Annotated in this window: 13 protein-coding genes; 7 read left to right on the top strand and 6 right to left on the bottom strand. The window is 56.5% G+C overall.

From position 1 onward, the window contains the following. The first annotated feature begins 7 nt into the window (after window positions 1-7). Entirely contained in the window at window positions 8-1,876 is a 1,869-nt protein-coding gene (locus RSE16_08400) for a PAS domain-containing protein (protein WRH74749.1), read from the top strand. A gap of 15 nt (window positions 1,877-1,891) precedes the next feature. Here the strand turns inward: RSE16_08400 and RSE16_08395 are convergent, their stop codons facing one another. Next, a complete protein-coding gene (locus RSE16_08395) occupies window positions 1,892-2,683 on the bottom strand; it encodes a winged helix-turn-helix domain-containing protein (GenBank protein ID WRH74748.1) in 792 nt (263 codons plus the stop codon). Between the two features lie 361 nt (window positions 2,684-3,044). On the opposite strand from RSE16_08395, the gene RSE16_08390 reads away from it, so the two are divergent. Continuing rightward, the gene (locus RSE16_08390) at window positions 3,045-3,752 is read left to right on the top strand and encodes a winged helix-turn-helix domain-containing protein (GenBank protein WRH74747.1); all 708 of its coding nucleotides are present in this window, start codon (window positions 3,045-3,047) and stop codon (window positions 3,750-3,752) included. Between the two features lie 368 nt (window positions 3,753-4,120). Here RSE16_08390 and RSE16_08385 read toward each other — a convergent pair whose 3' ends face one another. Continuing rightward, window positions 4,121-12,628 (bottom strand): cadherin-like domain-containing protein, encoded by an 8,508-nt coding sequence (locus RSE16_08385; protein WRH74746.1) that lies wholly within the window; start codon window positions 12,626-12,628, stop codon window positions 4,121-4,123. 721 nt (window positions 12,629-13,349) lie between these two features. On the opposite strand from RSE16_08385, the gene RSE16_08380 reads away from it, so the two are divergent. The 3 genes from RSE16_08380 (at window position 13,350) to RSE16_08370 (ending at window position 16,801) form a co-directional block, all read left to right on the top strand. Further along, the gene (locus RSE16_08380) at window positions 13,350-14,006 is read left to right on the top strand and encodes a response regulator transcription factor (protein WRH74745.1); all 657 of its coding nucleotides are present in this window, start codon (window positions 13,350-13,352) and stop codon (window positions 14,004-14,006) included. Further along, a complete protein-coding gene (locus RSE16_08375; GenBank protein ID WRH74744.1) occupies window positions 14,003-15,352 on the top strand; it encodes a HAMP domain-containing sensor histidine kinase in 1,350 nt (449 codons plus the stop codon). The genes RSE16_08380 and RSE16_08375 overlap by 4 nt, the downstream gene beginning before the upstream one ends. Window positions 15,353-15,499: 147 nt before the next feature. Continuing rightward, window positions 15,500-16,801, top strand: a complete 1,302-nt coding sequence (locus RSE16_08370; GenBank protein ID WRH74743.1) for a serine hydrolase — start codon at window positions 15,500-15,502, stop codon at window positions 16,799-16,801. Between the two features lie 79 nt (window positions 16,802-16,880). Here RSE16_08370 and RSE16_08365 read toward each other — a convergent pair whose 3' ends face one another. The 4 genes from RSE16_08365 to RSE16_08350 form a co-directional block, all read right to left on the bottom strand. After that, entirely contained in the window at window positions 16,881-17,375 is a 495-nt protein-coding gene (locus tag RSE16_08365; GenBank protein ID WRH74742.1) for a flavin reductase family protein, read from the bottom strand. Between the two features lie 57 nt (window positions 17,376-17,432). After that, window positions 17,433-18,518, bottom strand: a complete 1,086-nt coding sequence (locus RSE16_08360) for an LLM class flavin-dependent oxidoreductase (GenBank protein WRH74741.1) — start codon at window positions 18,516-18,518, stop codon at window positions 17,433-17,435. Next, window positions 18,515-19,435, bottom strand: a complete 921-nt coding sequence (locus RSE16_08355; GenBank protein WRH74740.1) for an aldo/keto reductase — start codon at window positions 19,433-19,435, stop codon at window positions 18,515-18,517. The genes RSE16_08360 and RSE16_08355 overlap by 4 nt, the downstream gene beginning before the upstream one ends. A 74-nt stretch (window positions 19,436-19,509) precedes the next feature. Further along, the gene (locus RSE16_08350) at window positions 19,510-20,514 is read right to left on the bottom strand and encodes a LacI family DNA-binding transcriptional regulator (protein WRH74739.1); all 1,005 of its coding nucleotides are present in this window, start codon (window positions 20,512-20,514) and stop codon (window positions 19,510-19,512) included. A gap of 113 nt (window positions 20,515-20,627) precedes the next feature. On the opposite strand from RSE16_08350, the gene RSE16_08345 reads away from it, so the two are divergent. Both RSE16_08345 and RSE16_08340 read left to right on the top strand, forming a co-directional pair. Next, window positions 20,628-21,719 carry a Gfo/Idh/MocA family oxidoreductase gene (locus RSE16_08345; protein ID WRH77328.1) on the top strand — a complete coding sequence of 364 codons (1,092 nt, stop codon included), beginning with the start codon at window positions 20,628-20,630 and terminating at the stop codon, window positions 21,717-21,719. Between the two features lie 113 nt (window positions 21,720-21,832). Further along, window positions 21,833-24,100, top strand: coding sequence for a TonB-dependent receptor (locus RSE16_08340; protein WRH77327.1), 2,268 nt, complete (start codon window positions 21,833-21,835; stop codon window positions 24,098-24,100). The last annotated feature ends 18 nt before the right edge of the window (window positions 24,101-24,118 follow it).

Genomic DNA, 24,118 nt, shown 5'->3' with positions numbered 1-24,118 from the left:
GGTTGTCGTGTACGATTATTTAAACTCCAGCGTCGCTGCAGTGGCCCGGCTTGGTGCACAATCCGAAATTGAAGCAGTCAGTCCGGCATTTTGCCGTTTGCTGGGTCGCGCTGAAGAGGATTTGATCGGCCGATCCTTCCTTGAATTCGCCGAGACTGAGGCGACCTGGTGCGACGCTTTGTCGTCCGATCAGGCCTCCACTGCCACGGACCCGCTAACGCTGGATTTTAAGATCGCAAAGGCGACGGACCGATCAAAATGGGTGCGCGCCAATATCCAATTGTCTGTTTTGAATGACAGTAAATCAAGTGGTTATGAAATAAACCTTACTGAGATCGGCGACCTCAAAAATCGTCCCGTTTTGAGGGCCCATAACCTCGAAATGTTTGAAAGAATTCTTAACGTTATCAATGCATTTTTTTGGGTAAACCGCCTTTCTGACGGTAAGACTACTTATACTAGTCCCGCCAGCGTGGAATATTTTCGTAAATTCAAAACCGTTATGCCTCGAAATGTGGAGGAATGGACAAAAATTATTCATCCGGATGAACGGGCGCGAGTGTATGAGGAGTTTCGCAAGTCTCGTGCGGCCGAAATTCCATTCGCATTGGAATATCGTATCGTGCTCGAAGATGAGACCGTCGTTTGGATTTTCCACCGGGGATATCCGTTTCGTGATGAGGAAGGAAAGTTCATAGCCTATATCGGCGTAGGGCAGGAAATTACGGAACGTAAGAACAGAGATTTTGAACTGGCGCGCATGCAGGCCGCGGAAAATATCAGAGCGATTGCTGCAGATCTCGCGCATAATTTCAATAATCTGTTAGCAATAATCGATCTAGCAGCACATGGGATTGCGCGTGATAATAATAATGATTTTGTAATCAAAAAGACTCAATCAATACATTATGCAGTTGATCGCGGGTCGGATATCATTAATACTTTACTTGCGATGACATCTAATAAGATAATAGATCCCGTTTATGCAGATTTAAATGAAATTTTGAACGAAACGAGGCCGCTGATATCAACTCTTGCTGGACCAAATATCCAAGTCATTTATGATTGCACCAGTCTGCCATGCCCTTTGTACGTCGATAAGTCTGGCCTGAGCCAGGCGATCATCAATCTCATCACCAACAGCCGGGAAGCCATGGATGAAGGCGGTGAGATTATGATTAAAACGCGCGTCCTGCCCATGTTGGCAGGCGTTGAAACGGCGGACACGCCCAATAGTAGTGTGTCGATCAGCATTGAGGATACGGGAATGGGTATGACAGATCATGTCCTACGCCACGCAAATGACCCCTATTTTACGACGAAATCCAATGGCCGCGGCCTTGGCCTTGCCATTACCGCGGGATTTGTAAGGCAATCGGGCGGGGATTTGTCCTTTTCTAACCGAATTGGTGGCGGACTGATCGCCCGCATGACCTTTCCGCACACCGTTCCACCTACCGAGCTTCCCGCCGGGCTTTCCGCCGAGTTGGAGAAGGGCGCTATGCGCCAGACCGGAGCGATACTTCATGCAGGAACGATACTTGTCGTCGACGATGAACCTTTGATCGCTGAATCAATCAGCGAGATGCTGGTCGACGACGGTCATCATGTCATATGTGCCGCAAGCATCAGCGAAGCGAAGGAGTATCTTGAAGATGCAGGGTACAAGCTTGTTATCTGCGACATCGCCATGGGTACGGAAGAAACCGGCGTCGATCTTGCGCGTTGGATAAAAGAAAAATTTCCGCTGACCGCGCTGCTGCTCACTTCCGGCTATAGTGACAACATGTCCCTGCTTCCGAACGACATGGCTTTCATTAAAAAGCCCTATCGACCGAATGAGCTGCATGCGAAAGTGCGTGAGTTACTGAAATAGAATAATTCGACAGCGCTATGATTGCCTATATCGCATTATATCAGAATTTCTTCTTAATGCTCCGTAGCCCGAGCCTTTTACGTTAAATATTTTAAATTGGGTCGAGTGCTTCTTGCGTAGATTACAAACAGCTGCGCTTAAAATGTGCAGACTTTTTTTGGATTTATCGCGGCCAATTGCATGCAAGATATCCGCATGACCCACGACGGTACCTTCCTTGTTCAAGAGCGATGTCAGGATCATCCGCTCCATTGGCGTAACGTTTAGGTCCGATAGTTCGACGTCAACATCCAAAGATGGCCGTAAATTGGCTTCTCGCCGCTCCGATAAGCGCGAGAGTAAGGATTGCAGCCAAACAACAGCCACAAAATCCGACATATCTATATCGAGCACTGCGTCCGCGCCGCTGTAAAGCAGCTCATTCTGCTTATCGCTATTCATCGTAGTTAGTACGGCGACGATTAGCTTGCTTGGCAGGAGCCGGCGCCAGTCCTTTATAATGTGACCCATCCGCTCAACATCTTTGCCGTGGAGGATGAGAACCTCGAAAGAGTTGATTGCCTGCGAAAGCGGTTTACTGTCGTTATGATCAAATTGATGCATGGGGGCGTGCGGCAACCAGCTGCGCAGCCACGACGCCCGCAAATCATACTCTTTGTCCCGGATGCCGACAATCCGAACCCCGGCCTCGGAAAGACAAGTCTGGAGGGGCAGTCCGGAAGTTTGGGTCGGAAGCCGATTGGGCTGCGATGCGCACCCGGCTGAACTTTCTGAACTTTTGTCTTGTTTTGCAAAATTCAATGTCATCGGTGCGAGCCCAGATGCGGCTACAATAACGTACCGCACATATGACAGTGTCAAATTTCCAGAATAAATATATAAATCATTGGTTTATATATGTAGCCCATATGCATGAGCGCGCAGTGTATATGGTATTTCAGACGCAAACATTTGAAAAGACTGATCAATATTTGAGGCGCATAGATCGCGGACGCTGGTCGGTGCGGCAAATGATCAATCTGATCGTCGCGTGGATGCAGTAAGCGGATTACGGACCGGCATAGCATTTTCGGCTATGCCGCCAAACTTTTGTACTAATTCATTTATTTTAGTCGACCTTTATATCCTCGCCCGCAGCTCCGTTGCATGTTGGGGAGTATATCAAACAATGACCGTTGAGATAGCCAGTGTCGCCAATCGACAGTTTATTGGGGCCGGTGAGATCCCGGCACGCCTCGTTTCCATTGGCAAGCGCGATGCTAAGCGTCGGCATGCGTGGTTAAGCGACGTGTTCGAAGCGGTCGATATCCAAGAATATGGCTCCACGATTGCTGCAAATTCAGTCTTGTTCGATGCCAACTCCGAATTCCTGATATTGGGAGGTCACGATGGCCGGCGCATGTCCGCGCTGTACAGGGAATTTGAGCCGTTGCTTCGGAATCGGGTCGTTGTGGCTATTGTTACCGGGTCCACACCGCAAACTCGGGCGGCAATGCTGCGGGCTGGTTTCGATGAGGTTCTTGATATCGGCAAGGTTCATCCGTTGGAGGGAATTGCCAGATTTCGTGCAATTTGGCGGCAACGTTGCGTTAGGACTAGTGCGGAGCGTGAACAGTATCAGCGCGCCGACATGTTGAGCAAAGTCTGCGATGCAAGCGTACTGACCGGGCGTGAAAGGCGCTTGATTGAATGTTTGCTGGACAGGCCAGGATGGTGCGTATCCTTTCAGCGGCTTCAACGCGTTGCTGGAATTGATGAAGACCCGATCTCTGTCATGAATCTGCGGGTTAGTATGTCAAAGCTGCGACGCAAACTCGTCGTCGGGAGCCGGATTGAGGCCCTGCCGAATGAAGGCTATGTTCTGGTAACGGACTGACCGACAATGACCTAGGCGCTGGCTCTATGGTCCGTTAACGCACCTTCGGTAAAACTTGATCTGTCATTTTGGCGTTACATGCGCATGCGCTTGTTTCACGCTGCTATGAATGACGTCGAAGGTTGGCATCAACCCCGTTGAAACGCGCAATGCACCGCTCAAAAGTCCTTGCGAAGCTGCAAGGTCAAGCGGCGCGGGGACGTCATCATATATTGCCGTGCATCCTGATATGAAAACGGGTTCCCGACGCCGGGCGTCGCCCCTTGGACGGATGTAAGGTTGGTGACCGACTGTCGCTGCAAGTTGCGGATCGAGCGCGAGCCTGCGCGAGCATTTGCCCGCGCAGGCGCTTAATTGAGACCTGTCCCTTACATCAGAATGAAGTGATCAAGAGCCAGTGTCGGATGCAGTGCAGCGTCGTTATTGATGTCGATAACGCCGATCTGGAAGCGGGTGCCGCCGCCAGCGCTACCATTGCTGTCATAATCGAGCGATCCAGTGTTGGCGTTGTAGGCGATCCGCTGGGTTGTCGTAGTGAAGGCTCCCGTCAGCGATAGCCAACCTCCGCTTGCAGCAGCAGCAGCCCCGATACCGAAAGCGGCCGCAGAGATCCCGATCTTGTCGATCCGGCCACCCACCGCGCCGATTTCGAAATCGGTGATGGTGTCCGCGCTACCCGCCGTCGCCGCATCGAAGACAAAGCGATCCGCACCGGCACCACCAGCAAGCCTGTCGATCCCAGCATTGCCATATAGCGTGTCATTGCCAAGGCCACCCAGTATCGCATCATTTCCGGCTCCACCACGGATGGTGTCATTACCTGCATTTCCATCCAGAAGGTTGGCTGCAGCGCTGCCCGTGATGCTGTTGTCCGCAGCATTCGCAATGATGTTTTCAACTGCAGTGACAGTGTCGGTGCCGGTCAGCGAACCGGTGACCTGCGCTGTCGCCGCTGCTAAATTGACGGTCAACGTTCCCGTGCTGGCCGAATAGTCGAGGGTATCAGTACCAGCTCCGCCGTTCACGGTATCGTTGCCGATGAGAGCAAAGATCAGATCATTGCCGTTACCGCCATTGATCACATCCGCTCCGGTTCCACCCCGGATCGTATCGTTACCAGCGCCACCAGTGATCGTGAGGGCTTCCGTCTGGACGGACAGATCCATCGAAATCGCGGTCAGCAGTGCTGCGGCGCTTACAGTTTCAACCCCTACCAAAGCGGAGTCCGAAACAGGTCCGAAACTCGAGATAGCTGCGGCAATACTCACCGTATCTGTCCCTGCCCCGCCATCAATGATGAGATCGGGCAACGATGTCGCTGCATAGGTGATTGTATCATTGCCACCCAATGCTGAGAGGAATTTTACACCTGCCGTAGACATCGCGTTCGCAGCTGCAGTACCGACCACGGCACGATCCGTCGAGGTAACCACATTGGCCCCAAAGGGATCGGTATAGGTTCCACGGACTTGATAGAAGGTCACCGCAGCGGGCGTCACAGTCGCCGTGTTCGCCGTCAGGACAGACGTCCCACTGGCGACCAGGTTGGTGTAGATACCGGTCAAGGTCGTGCTTGATTGCCACGCGTATGTTGGCACCACCACAGGATTGACGAGGTCGGCATCCAGCAAGTTACCGGCGGCGGTCAGGATCACGCCCGCCCCTGCCTCTGCAGCCGAGGCAATCGCAATCGTTCCGGTTGCCAGATCGTTGACCGACTGAACCGCGATTGTAGTCGACGCCGTGGCCGTCGCATTGACTGCGCCACCGTCATTGACAGTGAACGTTACGGTGCGAGGCGCTATATCGGGGAGATCCGAGCTGTTGCTGTAAGCGACAGAGCGCAGGATAGCCTGATAAGCGGCAACGGTTGCCAAACCGCTCAGCGTCAGGGTGCCTGCAGCGTAGCTGCCGGTGATGCCGGCACGCGGTGTAAAGGTCAGGACATCTTCCGCACGACCACCCGAGATCGTCACCGTGGCGCCGGTCATTCTGGTGCTATCCGCATCCGTCAAAGTAAGTGCCGGGGCAATGGTAAGCGCAGCCGCATTTTCGACATAGGTTGCATTTGCAACCGCACCGGTCAGGATCGGAGCGTCGTTGACCGCAGTCACCGCAAGCTGAACCGTTACAGGGGCGGTCACGATCTTTCCATCCGTCACGACCATCGAGAAGCTGGCCGTTGGCGTTTCCGCACCATTGTGCAGGAACGACACCCGACCGGCCGTCACGTCGGCCATGGTGAAACTGGTCGCGTCCACGCCATTGACTTGCACCGCACCATTGACCGCACCAGATGCCGTGAAGGTCAGGACATCCGCGGCGTCGAGATCGGTATAGCCGATATCAGCAGCCGTCAGAGCAACACGCGCGCCTTCGACAACCGTTGCGTTCAGATCACCGGTCAGCGTCGGAGTATTATTCTGAACCAGGACCTTGATTGTCACGGTAACAGGCGTGCTCTCCAGACCGTTGTTGGCGGTATAGGTCAGCGTGGTCGTTCCCGCCGTATTGCCCGTAAAGGTGATGGCATTGCCAGTGCTGGTCGCAGTGCCAACGAGGCCTGTGGTGTTGAGCGTGCCGATGCTGAGTGCCGACAGCGGAGCATCCGGGTTGATGTCGTTGGCAAGCACATTCAGCTGCGTGGTCGAACCGAGAACCACTTCATAGGCATCAGCAACGGCGGTCGGCGTATCGGCTACCGGCGTGATGTTCAACTGCACCGTAGCCGTTTTGGCGATCCCGCCGCCATCCTGTGCGGTGTAAGTGAAGCTTGTCGTGCCGAAATAGTTCTCAACCGGCGTGAAGTTCAGCTGGCCGTCAAGGCCCAGAGACACACTGCCATTCGCCACCGTGATCGCCGGCCCGCCAGCGGTGACCGCTTGACCATTGATCGCCGTGATGAAGACAGGCTGCGACGCAAATTCGTTGGCCACATCGTTTGCGGTCACGTTGATCTTTACCGAAGTGTCTTCGGCCAAGGTCGCGGTATCGTTGGTGAGCGCCGGCCCCGGGTTGCGGTTAGTCAGTGATGCAGCGGAGACAGCTGCCCCCGGTTGCACATCGGCGGCGGCAATACGGCGATCACCGAACTGCACGAATTCGACATTGTTCAGGATTGCCGTCTCGGTCCTTGCCAGGCTGGTCGCCGTGGCCGGGATGGTATGGGTCACCGAAATTCCGGTCGGGGTGCGTGCCACGGTGTAGCCAGACGCAGCACCGGCAAACACGCCGATGTCCTGCGTTCCAGCGCGACCGTCGATAAAGTCGTTGCCGCCGCCGCTGTATATCACGTCATTGCTCGCAGCGCCGAGCAGAACGTCCGCCCCGCGCCCGCCTTCAACCCGCTCGATGTCACGGGTGAACTGGAAGATCGGCAAGCCAGCCGCATCCAACACAAGTTCACCAATGGCAGCGGTCAGATTGTAGCTGGCCGTGGTGCCATTATCGGTGAAGTTGACGGTGTTCGCACCGGTACCGGCCCGGTAAACCAGACCAGTGTTGAGATCCACACGCACCGGGCTCGCTTCCGAGCGGAACGATAGGGTATCCACACCAAGGCCGCCCGACACGATATCTGCACCATTATTGCTGGCAATAATCGCGACATTCTGGGCGGTTGCGGACAGCGAGGCGGTCAAGCCGGCCACCAATGCTGCGTCCTTGCGGACATCAGCCGGACCGCTGGTGCCGACCATCAACAGGTCGTTACCGCTACCGCCCAAGATCTGGTCCTGACCAGCCCCGCCGAGAATGATGTCGTTGCCTTCGCCGCCGTCACCAAGGTCGGAACCGCCGCCCAGAGTGATAACGTCATTGCCCAGCCCGCCGAAGAGCTGATCATCAGCGGCACGGCCATCCATCGCGTCGTCACCAACGGTGCCGACCGCAATGCTCCCGGCAACACCGGCTCTGGTCGTCGTCCCAAGGACTTCTGCACCAGGCTGGCGCGTATCGAGATAGCTATATCCCACATCGCCATTGTTGGCCGCGAGTTCATGACCGATGATGATCAGACCATTGTCGACACCTGCAGCCGAAAGGCCGCCATGCGCCACACCGTTCGGATCATCGACCTGGAAGACCAGTCCAACCTTCGCGCCGGCCATGTCGAAGCGCTGGCCAGAGATATGACCGCCCGTCTGCCAAAGCGCGACAAAGCCGTCCTCGACGCCGTTCGGATTAATGCCGGAGGATACGACCGTGACGTCAACGCCAGCCGGCAGACCCGTTTGCAGGTCAAGCGTCCCGCTCTGGTGCCATGTCGTCCCGCCTGCATTGTACACATTGCCTTTAAGGACTACGCCGCCAATGCCGTCGTTTTCCGTCCAGAAGGCACCAAAGCTGCCATTCAACTGGCTGACAACCTGACCAGAGAGAACATTTGTTCCCAAAGTATCGGTCTGCGCTGCGGCGTAAGTGATCTTGTCCGCGACAAACATCGTCTCATCGCGGCTGTCGGCCGTATGCGTCACATCGAAACGCGTAACGGTATAGTGACCCGCGGCGTCGGTATAGCCCACCACCAGTTCGCCATTGTGCAACGAGGTCAGCGAGGGCGCTCCGCCCGCCCCAAGCGAAATCGCACCATCCGGATCATCGATCAATGCGCCAGTGACCGGATCGTGATTGCGAAGACCATCTGCGCCAATCAGGATCGGCTGCGTCTGGCCGCTAATGCCGAAATTGGCCGGAAGTGCCGGGTTGCCAACGGCACCGGTCAGCGGATCTACTTCGAACACCGGAATTTCATAGCGCGCCAAACGCACTTGGCCGGCGTCATCGACAAAGGCGACGTGGAAACCCAGTTCCACGGTTTCGTTTGCCGTATTGACGATTTCATAGCCCATCACAGAGGGTGAGCGGCCACCGGCGGAGCCGGGCACGACCAGTTCGCCACCGGTAAAGCCATAAGCCGGGAAACCAGCGCCCGTATTGAACGGCGTGGCACTGGCGGTGCTGCCAAGGCGCATGTGGATGCTCGACTGGCCATCTACGTTGGTCGATTCCCAAGCAGCCAGCACGCCGAGCAGGCCGGCACTGGCCACTACAGGATTGCCGACAGTGTTGGCCGCGAAGGTCCCATCGGTCATTTCGATCGGACCGGCTGCCGCTGCACCCGGCCCCTGCCAGAGCGGATCGATCTCCCCAGTCACCAGACGCCGTTCGGCTATTACTGAATGGCTGCCTGCACCGGCAGTACCTTCAATCCAGACCAAAGCCGTATCGTCCTGCAGGTTGGTCACTGCAACCTGGCTCTGCGCTGCAACCCCGGTCGCCAGCGTCTGCAGCTTATATTGCGAGGTGTCGGTCAGCGACCAGGCATTGGGGGTTCCATCCCACCCTGCCAGAGGAGCGGGCATTGGCGGGTTGTAGATGTCAGCAGCAACATCGATTACCTGATCCGCGAATGCCAGCCGTTCAACCCTGTAAACAAAGTCGATCCCGTCATTCTGCAACGGGTTGTTGTTGGCATCCTGTGTCGGCCGCAGGTCGGTAATCTGGAAACCCGGACCTCGATCATTGTCGAAGATCGCAGTGATCTCATAATCTGCAAAGTTGCCGGTATAGACCGCCGTATCTGTCCCAAGGCCGCCGTCGAGAATCTCGCTGCGAACCGCGACGGCTCGATCACTGGGTCCACCCTGCATGATGTCATCGCCCATGCCGGCAAAGATCCAGTCAGCGGCACCGTCGCTATCACTGATGTCGCCCAGGATGAAGTCATTGCCATTGGTGCCGACAAGAATGTCAGGCCGCGCTGCAACCCTGCCCGTGGGTGTCACAAAGTCGCCGACAATATGCTGACCCGGGGCGCGGGTGTCGAAAATCTGGGCGACAATGTCTGTACCATTGCCGCCAGTCACGGCCGCATTGCTGTCTTGCCAGACCGAGATGAAGCGATCCCCCAAAAGGCCAGCCACACCATTGTGCGATTGGTCACCCTGGCTGTTCGCATTGACCTGAATGGTATTACCAACAGGTGTCATGGCCAAAGCGGCCCCGGTCGCCGGATCCAAAATGGTGCCAAAGTGGCGCGCATAGACATTGGTGTCCCCTGCAGTCACCCCATCCCATTGCACGATGATGTCCGCACTGCCTTCGCCGCTGATGCCCGAAACCTTGATCGAGGCAAGGTCAACGCCCGCAGGCAGGGTCATCAGGTTAAACGGAGCGGCGGGCTGCACCAGTGCAAAACCCTGACCGTCAATGCCTGTACCTGGCGAAGACAGCATGGTCGCATGCAGTTCATAGACATGATTGCCATTGGTGCCGACATCGGCAACCCAAACTATGGCCGCGTTTACGGCTTCAGCCTGTGCGATAATCACCTTGGATCCTGCCGCAATGACATCGGTGCCGGAAATGTTGGTCAGATCGATACCGATCGGTTGGGCAAGGTCGTCCAGCGCTGTCCCGACGACATGCTCGACGCCATTGGCATCCTTCTCGATCCAAACTGCGATGGTCTCAAACGTGTGCAGACCTGTGATCGAAGGATCACGCCCGGACGCCGACAGCGTCACCGCGGCATCGCTGCCGACGCCTGCCAGACCGTCGAGACCGGCCGCGCGCGGCGCACCGGGTTGGCCCAAGGCATCCAGATTGACTTCAAAACGTTGTAGACGGATCGCGCCGTAGCTATCGCCGACTTGACCACCTTCAACGTAAATCACGTTATAACCGTCGTTCATGCCAGCCGGCAGAATGACCGCCGGCCCATCAATCTGGCCCGTTACAGGGTTTAGTCGATGGTCGAGATAGGATCCGAAAATGGATGCAGAATGCTGGTGCAGACCGCTGGCATCAACCAGCTGCTCTGTCCCGGTCAGGTTCAGGCCGAAGAAGTTGGTCTTTAGCGTTTCTGTGGTCGCATCGATCTTTTCCGAATAGACTACACCCCAGCCGGAGTTGGCCGCGCCAGACGCAACACGGGCGTTGAATTCGTAACCTTGGCCATCACCGATGGTAAAGGTGTCTGGCAGCGGGGTTTCTATGTCCGGAGTGCCTTCGACGCTGTAAAAGTTACCACGAATCCGCGAGCCACCGCCCGTATGGTCTTCCCACAGGATGGAGACGAATTCGCCGATGCTGTCCGATACGACCGGCGCGGATTGCACCCCTGCCCGGCCCGCTCCGTCATTGACGATGAAACCATCAACATCCGGCGTACGGACGGGTGACGGCAGCGAGTCGACATCTTCGTTGCTCAGGCCCCATGCCGTGGGATCGACATTGCGTGTCAGCGAACCAAGCGTCGCGGCAGCCACCGTCACCCTGGGATCAAAGACGGTCGGCCCGGCAAATTCGAACACCTCCACATTGCGGACGATATCAGCGCCGTCGTTGGTCGCAATCGTCCGATTGTCGGTAATCTGGAACAATGTTCCGCCGAGATTGACGATGGTATAGTCAGACTGCCGCCCAGACAGGACGAGCGTATCGACGCCGCCGCCGCCATCAATGGTGTCATTGCCAACGCCAGCAAAAATCCGATCATGTCCGAGTGCGCCTGACATGATGTCATCGCCAGCGCCGCCATTGATGGTATCATTGCCGATGGTGCCGACCAATACGTCGGGGATGGCTCTGGTGGGCGTGTCGATACCATTGATGACCAAACCAACCCCGTTCAGCACAATTGCTGTACCAATTGGTTGGGCACGCGGATCAACGACGGTTGCCGTGACAGTGCCGTCAATCCGTTCGGAAAGCACCATGACCCGCTCTCCAACCAGGCTGGCAGAGGCCAGCGAGGTCAAAGGATCAACGGTACCAATCGTGATTGGCTGCGACTGCGCCGGATCAAGCACGCCGCCAAGGCTGTTGAAGCTTTGCTCCTTCAACACGCTGCCTTCGGTGTAGGCCAGGGTAAAGCCACCGATTGTGTCGAGCATCGTGCCCAATGAAAAATCGCCGGTAAAGCTGCCGGGCGCGAAGCTGTGCAGCGTGTTCGTTCCTGTCGAAGTGAACACCGCGCCGAAGCCGGGGACTACTCCGCCAGCTGTATTGAAAATGATGCTCTGAATCGCATCCGCCGTATTCCAGGAAATGGCAAAACCACCACCCGCGAGCCACGCCGTGTCGACATGGGCACCAGCAGGCAGGGCTGTCGGCAGCGTCGCCGCGAAATTCTCGGTCCCGTCCGCGTTCAAAACCTTGAAGCTGAGGGTGTCACCGGTCGCGCCATGTTCAGTCCAGGCAAGGATGACTTCGCCGCTATGGGTAACCGCAACCGACGCCTCGGACGCTTGACCGCTGGTGGTAACCTTGATGGCAGCGTCATTATCGGTGTTCGCGCTAGATGTCGCCCCGACCGGGCGACTGCCGGGGATCCCATCGAGGCCGGCGGCACTGACACTGCCAATCGAATCGGCAGCATTGTTCAGATGGACCCCTGCGCGCTGGAAATAGACATTACCGTCGGTGCCAATCCAAGATGCGACGAACCCGTCCACCGCAGGCTTCTTGCCCGCTGCGTCCCTGCGCGAATAGCCGGCCATGTCGAGTCCATGGCCTGTGCCCAAGGTGACCGGCGCACCATAAGCGCCAACGGCACCAAAATACTGCGCCTTGATCACATTGGTGTCAGCTTCGATCCAGCCCGCACCATAACCGAGAATACCCGTGGCCGTGATTGCGACTTCGGAAAGCGCAGCGCCGCCCGTTGCCAGAACGGCGGAAGGACGGGCTGCTGTTGGCACGCCCATATGGTCAAAGAACGAAACGGATGCCTGCCCGTTCTTATAGGAAATAACACCCACTTCCGCGCCGCCACTGTCAGCCGCATCAAACAAGGCTTGCCCAGCAGGGGGAAGCCCGGAAGCAATAATAAGCGGTGACTGGGCGTCCGAACCCCAAATATTGGTTGTCATTTTCTCTACCTCATTTTTTGCGCTTCACCAGTCACGGCATTGCCAACCCAAGCCCGAAGATGCTCGCCAGACAGCGCCGCGGGAAACACATGGCTTTCCGCGATCAAATAAATAATTCTGATGGGGGAGTTTCAGCGCGTTTATTATGCGTTATCGAGACCCATCCCAATCGATTACTTTTTAGTGAAGCGATCACAGGTCCGTAAACTTCGTTAACCACGAAAGTGAAAAAGCCAATTTTTGGATATATTTATTGCATATATCTAGAGATATAGATGGTTAACAGCCGGAAGCATTTCAGGGCGTACGCAGAAATCTGGCCATGATATGCGATGGAGCGGCATCCGAATGCGGATAAGTTTTTTTCAAAAATGAATAATGATTCCGCGAATCAGCGCAATCGATTCACGGTTAAATGTATTATGCCAATTTGAATGTAATATAGTGAAATAAAAGTCGGCCATGAATATAATATTCAGCCTAATTTTATCTTCATGTCAGCTTCGCGTCAGGTTGCGCGGAAATCAAGGCGCTTAGCGCTTGATGTCGAGTGCCGTTTTAGCGGACAGCCGATTCATCTCTAAATGCTGCGGACCCGTTAGAAGCGAAAGCTGTCACCAACCTGACAAGTTCCCCGAAATTGAAACCGTAACGGCACCTAAATGCGTATGGCTTTGGTTGTATTTGACGCATAGAAACCGCGATACCGCGAGGGAATTGAATGCGTATTTTGGTTGTTGAAGACGAAGATGAACTTGCCCGCAGGCTATGCGACCGGCTGGAAACGAGCGGGTTTGTGGCTGAAAGTGTAGCGAGTGCGGAAAGTGCGCTTGATCTTCCCGATCCTGAAAATTGGTCGGCACTTGTGGTAGATATAGGCCTGCCCGGGATGGATGGCTTTGACCTTGTACGCCGCTGGCGGCAAAAGGGTTTTGACACGCCGATCATCATTCTCTCGGCGCGGGGCAGTTGGCAGGAAAAAGTGGAGGGCCTCAACGCGGGTGCTGACGATTATGTCGTCAAGCCCGTACGCGGAGAGGAATTGCTCGCCAGGCTCAATGCGCTGGTCAGGCGAGCCGCGGGCCAAACCCATGCCAAGCTGGAAGCTGGCGAGATTATGATGGATCCTGGCGCACGGATGGTCTGGCGTAACAAATCGCAAATCGAACTGACACAGATCGAATATCGCTTGCTTCACCTCTTCCTTCTGAAGCCGGGGCACATATTGTCGCAGGGAGAGATACTCGATCATCTGTATCCGATGGCCGAAGAACGCGATCTCAACACGGTCGAGGTGCATATCGGGCGGCTGCGCAAGAAGGTCGGCAAAACGGCGATCGCCACCATTCGCGGACTGGGTTACCGGTTTGAACGATGAGGCCTGATTTCGGCAGCCTGCGCACGCGCTTCATCATGGCGATGATGGTGTCGGTCATCATCGGCACAATTCTGACCGGTCTGGTCGTGGCGCGGGTGATCCAGTCCTATGTGGTTGATCGTTTCCATGAAGAGATGGAAATCCATATTCAGGAACTGGCGGATCTGTCGGCGGTGGATGCAAAGGGACAGCCTTATCTGCTGCGCCGCCTCTCCGACGAGCGCTTCATTCCGCCCGGTTCCGGCTTTTACTGGGAGGTGGAACGCGCCGGTTATACAACGATCCGATCGCCATCGCTCGATGGAAATAACCTTCCGGTCGGCCTTGCCAAAGGCCCGCAGCCGCTATGGCAATTCATTCTTGGTCCAACAGGAAGCACACTCGAATATGCGATGACCAAACCGATGACAGACGGCGGCCCCCCGCTCAAGCTGTACGTCGCCACCGACCAGCGGCTTATCGACGAAGTGCTTGCCGAAATCGACTGGCCGCTCATTTACTCGCTCGGCGCTTTCGCGATCGTGATGATCCTGATCGGTGCAATCCAGATCAATTACAGTATGCGGCCGCTGCACAAGATGCAGGCAGCGATTTCCGCCATTCGCAACGGGCGCGAGCGCCGCATGATGGGCAACTATCCCAGCGAGATAATGCCGCTGGTGTCGGACCTGAACCAGTTGCTGACCTCCAATTGGGACATGTTGCAATCGGCGCGGGTTCAAGCCGGAAATCTGGCACATGGATTGCGAACCCCGCTCGCCATCATCGCTGACGAGGCGCAACTGCTGGCCGATAAGGGTGGACACGAAAGCGCCGCCGTGCTCCTGCAGAGCTGCGAGCAGATGCAGCGCTATATCGACTATTACACCAGCCGTGCCCGCATGGCCGCGCAAGCAAACCTTCCCGGCCATCGCTCTGCTCTGGACAAGGTTCTTGAACCGATCATCAATGCGATGCGCCGACTATATCGGGATCGCGGACTTGAATTGATGGTAACTTATGGCCCCAAAATCGACGTGTCGATGGACGAAGTGGATCTGGCCGAGATCCTTTCGAACCTGATCGACAATGCATGCAAATGGGCGACAACAAGGGTCGAAGTCACCTGGCACCTTGATAAAGGTGCGGCTGTTTTGCTGATCGATGACGATGGACCCGGCATAACAGAAATTCAGCGCGAAGCTGTGTTCAAGGTTGGAGAGAGACTAGATCGGTCTGAATTCGGTACCGGGCTGGGGCTTGCAATCGTCAAGGACCTGCTGCTGCATTATCGGGGCTCGGTGGGGCTGGAAACGTCGCCGCTGGGCGGGCTTCGTGTCGAATTGCATCTGCCTTTTCGTGATTGAACCTTTCTTGGCCACGGGACGACCTCTGGGTTACGCAAGGCACCTGTGCATTAATGGCAAACCAGTCGAAAGGCTAAGCATTGGCAACATCCAATAATGCCCCTACCCCATAGAGCCACTAACCGGCTCGAAAAAATGAGGACCTCAATGTTCAAGTCTGTAATTGGTTTGTTTCTGCTCTCGGCCAGCGTCGGTGCAATAGCGCAGCAGGCACCCGCCAGCCCGGCCGACACCGATCCTGTAAAAATGGGCTGGATGCAGGGGAGCCCGCCGCCACCTGAAAAGCGGGTACTGTTCCGCGATGGCAGCCATTACCAATTCCCGCAGATCCGCTGGTCCTTTGCGCATATTCAGGAACTGATGCCAACCGCCACCATCAAGCGCGGGCAAGGGCCTGTCTCTGCGCTACCAAAAGCTTTACGCGACGATCTGGATACTGTGACATTCATGCCGCTGGGTCGCAGTGAAGCGATGACCTGGGCACAGGCATTTGAGGCCGTTTACGGCGATGCAGTCGTCATCCTGCATAAGGGCTGGATTGTATATGAGCGGTATAACGGCACGATGGGGCCCGACCAGCCACACATCGCCTTTTCGGTGACCAAATCCTATTTTGGAACGCTTGCCGAAATGTTGATCGCGGAGGGCAAGCTGGATGAAAATGCGCTGGTCTCCCGGTACATTCCCGAACTCGCCACTAGCGGTTTTGGCGATGCAACGGTGCGGCAAGTGCTCGATATGACCACAGGCCTTGCCTATTCCGAAGATTATACCGATCCCAATGCCGACATTGCAAAATTCTCGCTTGCGGTAGGCTTCGCACCCGCACCACCAGGCTATGCCGGGCCCCGTGCCGCTTATGACTATCTGCCAACCGTTCCCAAAATGGGCGCACATGGCGATGGCTTTACCTATAAGTCGGTCAACACAGAAGTGCTCGGCTGGATGATCGCCCGCGTTACCGGGAAGCGTCCGCAAGAGGTACTCAGCGAACGTATCTGGTCTAAAATGGGCATGGAGCATGATGCGCAAATCACTGTTGACGCAGCGGGATCGCCTTTCACGGCTGGTGGCCTGAACCTGACGGTGCGCGACATGGCACGCTTTGGTGAGGCGATGCGCCTCAAGGGTCGTTTCAACGGGCAGCAGATTATCCCGTCATCGGTTGTCGCCAAAGTGCGAGCAGGAGCGAGCAAGGAAGATTTCGCTAAGGCGGGCTACACGACATTATCTGGGTGGAGCTATAAGAGCCAATGGTGGGTGTCGCACAATGAACATGGTGCTTACGCCGCACGCGGCGTCCATGGACAGGTGATCTATATTGATCCCAAGGCAGAGATGGTCATCGCCCGCTTTGCGTCGAACCCGCAAGCGTCAAATCTCCGCTTCGACGACATCTCGCTTCCTGCTTATCAAGCAATCGCAGAACGGCTTATGGCGAAGAAGTGAAACCGGAAGCGGGCCGCGCGCGCGCCGGACGATATTGCAACGGTTTTGCGACTGACTTCAGGGCAAGGATTGCATTCGTTTAGAGGTAACCGCCATCCTGATAGATGAGTGGGTCAACATCCTTGCTGGTACGCACCTGCAACACCCGTGCGATCACTATGCTGTGCGTTGCATAAGCAAGCATCGCGTCGATCACGCATTCAAGATTGGCCTGGGCGCCTTCCAGTTGCGGCAAGCCATTCGCACCGGCGTTCCAGATGCCAACACCAAATCGTTCCGTGCCCCGCAATGCGCCGCCAAATGCAGCCGACACGTCCTTTTGATCCCGCGATAACAGGCTGATGGCAAGTGGCGCCGCTGGCTCCAGCAGCGCGTGCAGGCTGGTCGCGCGATTAACGCACACAAGGATTGCGGGAGGATCAACCGTCAGCGACGTGATCGACGTCGCCGCCATGCCGACCGGACCATCATCGCCTTGCGCAACGACGATCGACACCGATGCAGCCAGCCGGCGCATCGCTGCACGAAACTGCTGCTGCACGGCCTGATCGGCAGGGATTTTCGGGTCGTTCATCCATCACTCGATATTTGGGCGAGCCGGTGTCCGACCAGCCTTTAAGGGCGGTTTTTCTCAGTCCAGCGTCAATGGACCATGATTGAGTTGCGGTAATACATAGCGCGCGAATAGATCGCATTCGGTCATATGCGGATAGCCCGAAAGAATGAAAGCCTCAATCCCCAACGCCTGATAGGCCTTGATCTTAGCAAGCACCTGATCGGGATCGCCGACAATCGCCGCACCACAGCCGGAACGGGCGCGTCCGATCCCGGTCCAGAGATTATCTTCTATATAGCCTTCATTGGCGGCCGACTGTTCGCGCAACTCTGCCTGTCGAGCGACACCGAAAGTCTGGGCATCGAGCGACTTGTTACGGATCGCATTGCCGGTGTCAGCATCCAGCTTGGACAGCAGCCGATCCGCCGCGGCCCGGGCCTCGGCCTCTGTCTCACGCACCACAACATGGACACGAAAACCATATTTCAGCGTGCGACCGAATTTCGCGGCGCGCTGATCCATGTCTGCAATCAGTTCCTTTGCACTTTGCAGCGTTTCCGGCCACATTAGATAGACATCGCACCCCTCGGCCGCAGCTTCGCGAGCTGCCGGCGAAAGCCCCCCGAAATAGAGCGGAGGGCATTTGCCGCTAACCGTCTTCATCCGCGGCGGATCGAGATCGAACTGATAATGTTCGCCCTGATGCGACAGATGTTGGCCATTAAGCAGCGTCTTCAGAATCTTCATCGCCTCAACCGTACGGCGATAACGCGGCTCGCTGTCCATCTTCTCGCCGGGCATGTCGGACGAGATGATGTTGATGTTCAGACGGCCACCGGCGATCTGGTCCAAAGTTGCAATCTGGCGGGCAAGCTGCGGCGGCCAACATTCGCCGATGCGCACCGCCATCAGCAATTTGATACGCTTGGTCAGCGTTGCGATCGCACTGGCAAACGCCGTGGTATCAAGGCCAAGCGCATAGCCGGAGGGCAGCAGGATATTGTCGAACCCGCCTTCTTCGGCGCGCAATACGATATTGCGGCAATGTTCCCAGCTGGACGCAAGCGCCGGATCCGGGCGACCCAGAAATTCGTAATCATCATCACAAAGCGCTGAAAACCAGCTGATCTCAAGCTGCCCATCCGGCTTTTGGTTGGTCATGGCAGAGGCACTCCCCGAGCAGCGACCAGCACCGCATACCAATCGGCGCGGGTCCATTGGATTTTGTAGGCATCGGCCGCCTCGGTGATGCGCGCGGGGTTTTGCGAACCTACAATGGGGATCGGACGCGCGGGATGCGCCATGATCCAGCTATAGGCAGCGGCGGTGCGCGAAACACCATGCGCCGCCGCCACGCCTGACAGCGCAGCTGCAACTGCACGCTCGCGATCATTTTGCGGGTCGGCAATCCTTCCGCCACCAAGCGGCGACCAGGCGAGTACCGCCATATCCATGGCAATTGCCTGATCAAGCTCACCATTTTCAATGCAATCGATCCGCACCGGGGAGATTTCAGGCTGGGTCGATACGATCGGTGCATCAACGAACTGCGCCAATGCTGCAATCTGCGCCTGGGTGTAGTTGGAAACGCCAAAAGCGCGGACCTTGCCCGACTTCATGGCATTTTCGATTGTGCGCGCAATTTCCTGCGGGTGGGTAAGCACGTCGGGACGGTGGATTTGCCACAGATCGACCCGATCAGTCTTCAGTCGTTTCAGGCTCGCATCAATAGCCGAGGAGAGATAGGTGGCGCTGCTATCGTAGGGTATCGGCGGCATGATCCCGCCCTTGGTTGCCAGCACCATCTGGTCGCGCATTCCCGGATTGCGATCGAAAACCTGACCAAGCAATTCTTCAGCATCGCCAAAGCCGACACCGGGCGACACAAAACCATAGATATCGGCCGTATCGAAAAAGGTGATGCCGCTTTCAAACGCCGCGTTGACCAGTTGTTCGGCCTCGGCAATGTCGCGGCCTGCGAAGCGCCACATGCCCCAGGCGAGGCTGGACACCTCTATCCCGCTCTTGCCCAGCATCCGGCTGCGCGGCGGGTTCGGCAATGTCAGATTGGCGTTCATCGGTAAACTGGGCTCCCCTTATGACAACGATGTCTTATTGGACGTTAAAGCGGAGTCGCGTCAAGGCTGCATTGTTAGTTTTTGGCGACGGGGGCGGTTGATCCGCGTTCCACAAGATCATGCTGCAATCGCTGGTGGAATACGCCTTTTTCGACAGAAAAAAGACGTTCGGTCGCAGCATAGGCCAGCTCACGCACTGGCTGCCTTATGGTCGTAAGCGGCGGCCAGACCAGTTGGGCAAGTGGCGTATCGTCAAAACCGGCAACCGACAATTCACCCGGCACGTCGACGCCGATCCTATGCGCGAAGGACAGCACGCCGGCGGCCATATCGTCATTACTCGCAAAGATCGCAGTCGGCCGCTTGGGCAGGCCGAGCAATATCTCTGCCGCCGTCATACCGCTTTCAAAATCGAATGTGCCCGGACGGACAATTGAAGGCTCGTAGGAAATCCCTGCCCTGTCCAGTGCGCGGCGATATCCGAAATGGCGCTGGTCGCTTGCCATATGGTTGGGGTGACCCATGACAAAGCCGATCCGCCGGTGCCCCTGATTGATCAGGAATGTGGTCATGTCATCGGCCGCCTGCGCGTCGTCCATAAAGACCGAACTGGTCAGTGCATGGTTGGTCCCGGGCGAAATGCGAACAAAACTGATGCCGCGCCGTTCCAGCTCTTCCAACGCAGCAGCCGCATCGGTAACAGGCGATGAAAGAATGACGCCATCGACGTGGGTTTCATCGATCAGACCGCCAATTTCCTGTGCCAATCCAGGGGAATCGACATCCACCGGTTGCGCCAGCATCCGCACGCCCTGTTCCCGGCAGCGCGCCCAGACACCTTCCTGCACGGCATGAATATAATAAGGACTGTGATTGTCGTAGATTAGCGCAATCTGGAACGATCGGAATCCGGCCAATGTGCGCGCGGCAAGGCTGGGGCTGAAATTCAGCGCAGCCACCGCTGCCTCAACTTTGAGCCGCGTATCTTCGCGGACATAACGCTCTTTATTCAGGACGCGCGAGACCGTCTTGATCGAAACGCCCGCCATGCGGGATACATCCTTGATCGTGACGCGCATGGCATTTGGGTAACAGTCAGACCAAAAACCGCAAGCCTTCTATTCCCCCTCTTGCCAAGCATTGCATATTTTGTGACAGGGCTGTCAGAAAATTATCAGAAGACGTTGGAGGCATTTTGACCGAGGTGGTTCGTTACGGACTGGTGGGAACCGGCATGATGGGCGTGGAGCATATCCGGAACCTCGCCGTTACATCAGGCGCGGTTGTTACGGCACTGGCAGATCCCACGGAAAACTCTCTCGGCTGGGCAAAAAACGCCCTTGGCGCAACGGCAGAGGGCGTTCAGGCCTTTTCCAGCGCGGCCGAACTCGCGGCATCCGGCCTGTGCGACGCAGTGATCGTTGCCAGCCCCAATTACACCCACCGCTCCGTGCTGGAGCCGCTTTTCGATGCCGGCCTCCACATTTTGTGCGAAAAACCTCTGGCCACCAAGATTGAAGATGCGCGCTGGATCGTCGAGCGTGCGGCGCAAAGCTCCGGCATATTCTGGACGGCGATGGAATATCGCTACATGCCCCCCGCAGCGGAATTCATCGCGCAGGTGCATGGCGGCCGCATTGGCAATTTGCGGATGCTCTCAATCCGTGAACATCGCTTCCCCTTCCTGCCCAAGGTTGGCGACTGGAACCGTTTTGCCGAAAACACTGGCGGCACGATGGTGGAGAAATGCTGCCATTTCTTCGACCTGATGCGACTGATCGTGCAGAGCGAACCGGTGCGCGTTTATTGTTCAGGCGCGATGGACGTGAACCATATCGACGAAAATTATGGTGGGCGCACGCCTGACATTATCGACAACAGCTATACGACCGTCGATTTCGCCAATGGTGTTCGCGCAATGCTCGATCTGTCGATGTTTGCTGATGGCGCCGAAAATCAGGAAGAAATCACCGCAGTTGGCGACAAGGCGCGTCTCGACTGCCTGATCCCCGAAGGCAGCCTTGTTTTCAGCCCACGTACCGGGTTCATGCAGCCCAAGGCTGTCGAGCGCAGCCATGTCGCTGTGGACGAAACCGCACTCAAGGCAGGTAGCCACCATGGCTCCACCTATTATGAGCACCAGAAATTCTTGGCTGCCGTGCGTGGTGAAGGACAAGTAGAAGTCACCGCAGAGGATGGACTGCGCGCCGTCGCCATTGGCATGGCCGCAGAGATAAGTGCGCGCGAAAAGCGTGTGGTTGAAATGAGTGAATTGGGTTTTTGAGCCCTTAAAAGAAGATAATTGTTCAGGAGGAAGTTATGAAATCTTACTTGAAATCAACGAGTGCGCTCACCTTCATCGGTGCTGCTATACTTGCCGGCGTGGCAACGCCCGCAATGGCGCAGGTCGAAGAGATCGTCGTCACCGCGCAAAAGGTTGAAGAAAACGTCCAAGACGTTCCTATCGCGATCACCGCAGTTTCGGGTGACGCGCTGACTGACAGCGGCACCAACAGCCTTGAAGATCTGGGCCAGCTGGTTCCCTCAGTGACCTTCCGCAAGGGCACCACCAACGCAAACTCCGCCGTCGTTCTGCGCGGCGTCGGCACCATCTCCTTCTCGATTGCAGCTGAGCCCAGCGTATCGACCGTCGTTGACGGCGTTGTCCTGAGCCGGTCGGGCCAGGCCTTTGCTGACCTCGTCGAGATCGAGCGCCTCGAAGTTCTCCGCGGTCCGCAGGGCACATTGTTCGGGAAAAACGCGTCGGCGGGCCTGATCAACATCGTGTCGAAGGGCGGCGAAGATACGTTCGGCGGATCGGCCGCAGTGGAATTTGCAGAAGGCAATGAAGTACGCGTACGCGGCACCGTGACCGGTCCTGTTGCCGAAAACCTGAATTTCCGCGTCAACGGCTTCTTCGGCAGCTATGCCGGCAACATCACCAATGTTTTACCGAACCTGACCCGCGATGAGAAAATCAACGGTTACAAGCGTGTCGGTTTCCGCGGTCTTCTCGATTATGACAATGGCCCTGCGCGCATCAAGATCATTGCCGACTATTATGAAGCCGATGATGATTGCTGCGGTGAAGTCACCGGCGTGTCACGCGGTGCCGTACTTGATGCCGAACTGAATCTGCCCAACGGCGTCGCGCTTGGCGAGGACCAGCGTTATGTAAACCACAACCTCGTCACCCAGTCGCTTGACCGTCAATGGGGCATCACCGTCAACAGTGATTTCGATGTGTTCAGTGACCATACGCTGAGCGCGATTTATGGCTATCGCAGCTGGAACAACACCGAACTGCGTGAAGGCGACTTTCTGCCGCGCGCAATCGTCGGCACGCCTGAACTGCACGACACCGGCTTTGTAGAGACCGATCAGCAGTCGCTGGAAATCCGCCTCGCCTCGCCCCAGGACAAGGCATTCAAATATCAGGTGGGCGGTTTCTATTGGAAATCAGAAAACACCCAGGATTTCACGCGTCAGTCGATCCGTTGCACCACATCGACCCTGCCGGTCGATACACGCACAGGCGCCCAGCCCTGCAACCTCAACGATACCGTTAACACCCTGTTCCCGCGCGCGACGTCGAACAGCCTTGTCGATATCGAAAACTATGCAGTATTCGGCCAGGCAACCTATGATTTCACTGACTGGGTCGGCCTCACCGTCGGCCTGCGTTACACGCATGACTCGATCGACTATGCGCATCGCCGCTTCCCTGCGATCAATCGCACCACCGGCCTTCCGCTTCCCGCAAGCGCGCTGGGCGGTACGGGCGTCAACGCCAACCCGGCCGGCGGCCTGCTGACCGCAACCCCTCCGGGCAATGGCACGGTGCTGTCGACCGGCGGTTCATCGAACAACAACTTCTCGGGCAAGAGCGTACTCACCGTGAAGCCGAGCGACGACCTGATGTTCTATGGCAGCTATACACGCGGTTATAAGGGCCCGGCGTTCAATATCTTCTTCAACCACACAGCGCCAACCAACGCGACACCGATCGATGAAGAAACCTCGGACGCCTTCGAACTGGGTTTCAAGAGCCAGTTTGCTGATAAGCGTATCCAGCTGAACGCAGCATTGTTCCAGGCAACCTATGACGGTTTCCAAGCGAACAACTTCGTTCTCCTGAACGGCACGACGATCACCAACCTGACCAATGCAGGCACGGTGCGGACCAAGGGCTTTGAACTTGATGCGATCGTCAATGCTGCAGAGGGCCTGAACCTTTTCGGCAACCTTGCTTATGCCGACGCAAAGGTGAAGCGCTTCAACCCCAACCCGCTGACCAACGCGCCCGACGCGCGCAACGGCACAAAGTTGCCGCTCGCGCCAGAGTGGAGCTGGAATGTCGGGGCGGAATATGAAGGCCGCTTCAACCTGTTCAGCGCTGATGCCAAAATCTATCTGCGGACCAATTACAGCTACACCGATGATCAGTTCTCCGATCTCGGCTTGGGCGGTCCGATCGACAGCTATGGCATGTGGAATGCAAGCATCGGCTTCTCGGATGCCGACGACAATTACCGTGCGACATTCTTCATCCGCAACATCTCGGATGAAAGCTATGTTCTGCTGAACACCAGCGCCGGTCAGCGCCTGCACATTCCGCGCGATGCCGACCGCTATATGGGTGCATCGTTCCGCGTGAATTTCTGATGCAATCGGAATAAGTCT

Origin of the sequence: Sphingobium sp. (genome assembly GCA_035196065.1) — a bacterium.
In the GTDB taxonomy this organism is placed as follows: Bacteria; Pseudomonadota; Alphaproteobacteria; order Sphingomonadales; family Sphingomonadaceae; genus Sphingorhabdus_B; species Sphingorhabdus_B rara.
The sequence above is the reverse complement of the archived record's forward strand: the minus strand, read 5'-3'. Positions and strand labels throughout refer to the sequence as shown.

Coding starts and splice junctions, on each gene's coding strand:
- RSE16_08395 (WRH74748.1), bottom strand. CDS start 2,683: ATGACATTGAATTTTGCAAAACAAGACAAAAGTTCAGAAAGTTCAGCC.
- RSE16_08390 (WRH74747.1), top strand. CDS start 3,045: ATGACCGTTGAGATAGCCAGTGTCGCCAATCGACAGTTTATTGGGGCC.
- RSE16_08385 (WRH74746.1), bottom strand. CDS start 12,628: ATGACAACCAATATTTGGGGTTCGGACGCCCAGTCACCGCTTATTATT.
- RSE16_08380 (WRH74745.1), top strand. CDS start 13,350: ATGCGTATTTTGGTTGTTGAAGACGAAGATGAACTTGCCCGCAGGCTA.
- RSE16_08375 (WRH74744.1), top strand. CDS start 14,003: ATGAGGCCTGATTTCGGCAGCCTGCGCACGCGCTTCATCATGGCGATG.
- RSE16_08370 (WRH74743.1), top strand. CDS start 15,500: ATGTTCAAGTCTGTAATTGGTTTGTTTCTGCTCTCGGCCAGCGTCGGT.
- RSE16_08365 (WRH74742.1), bottom strand. CDS start 17,375: ATGAACGACCCGAAAATCCCTGCCGATCAGGCCGTGCAGCAGCAGTTT.
- RSE16_08360 (WRH74741.1), bottom strand. CDS start 18,518: ATGACCAACCAAAAGCCGGATGGGCAGCTTGAGATCAGCTGGTTTTCA.
- RSE16_08355 (WRH74740.1), bottom strand. CDS start 19,435: ATGAACGCCAATCTGACATTGCCGAACCCGCCGCGCAGCCGGATGCTG.
- RSE16_08350 (WRH74739.1), bottom strand. CDS start 20,514: ATGCGCGTCACGATCAAGGATGTATCCCGCATGGCGGGCGTTTCGATC.
- RSE16_08340 (WRH77327.1), top strand. CDS start 21,833: ATGGCGCAGGTCGAAGAGATCGTCGTCACCGCGCAAAAGGTTGAAGAA.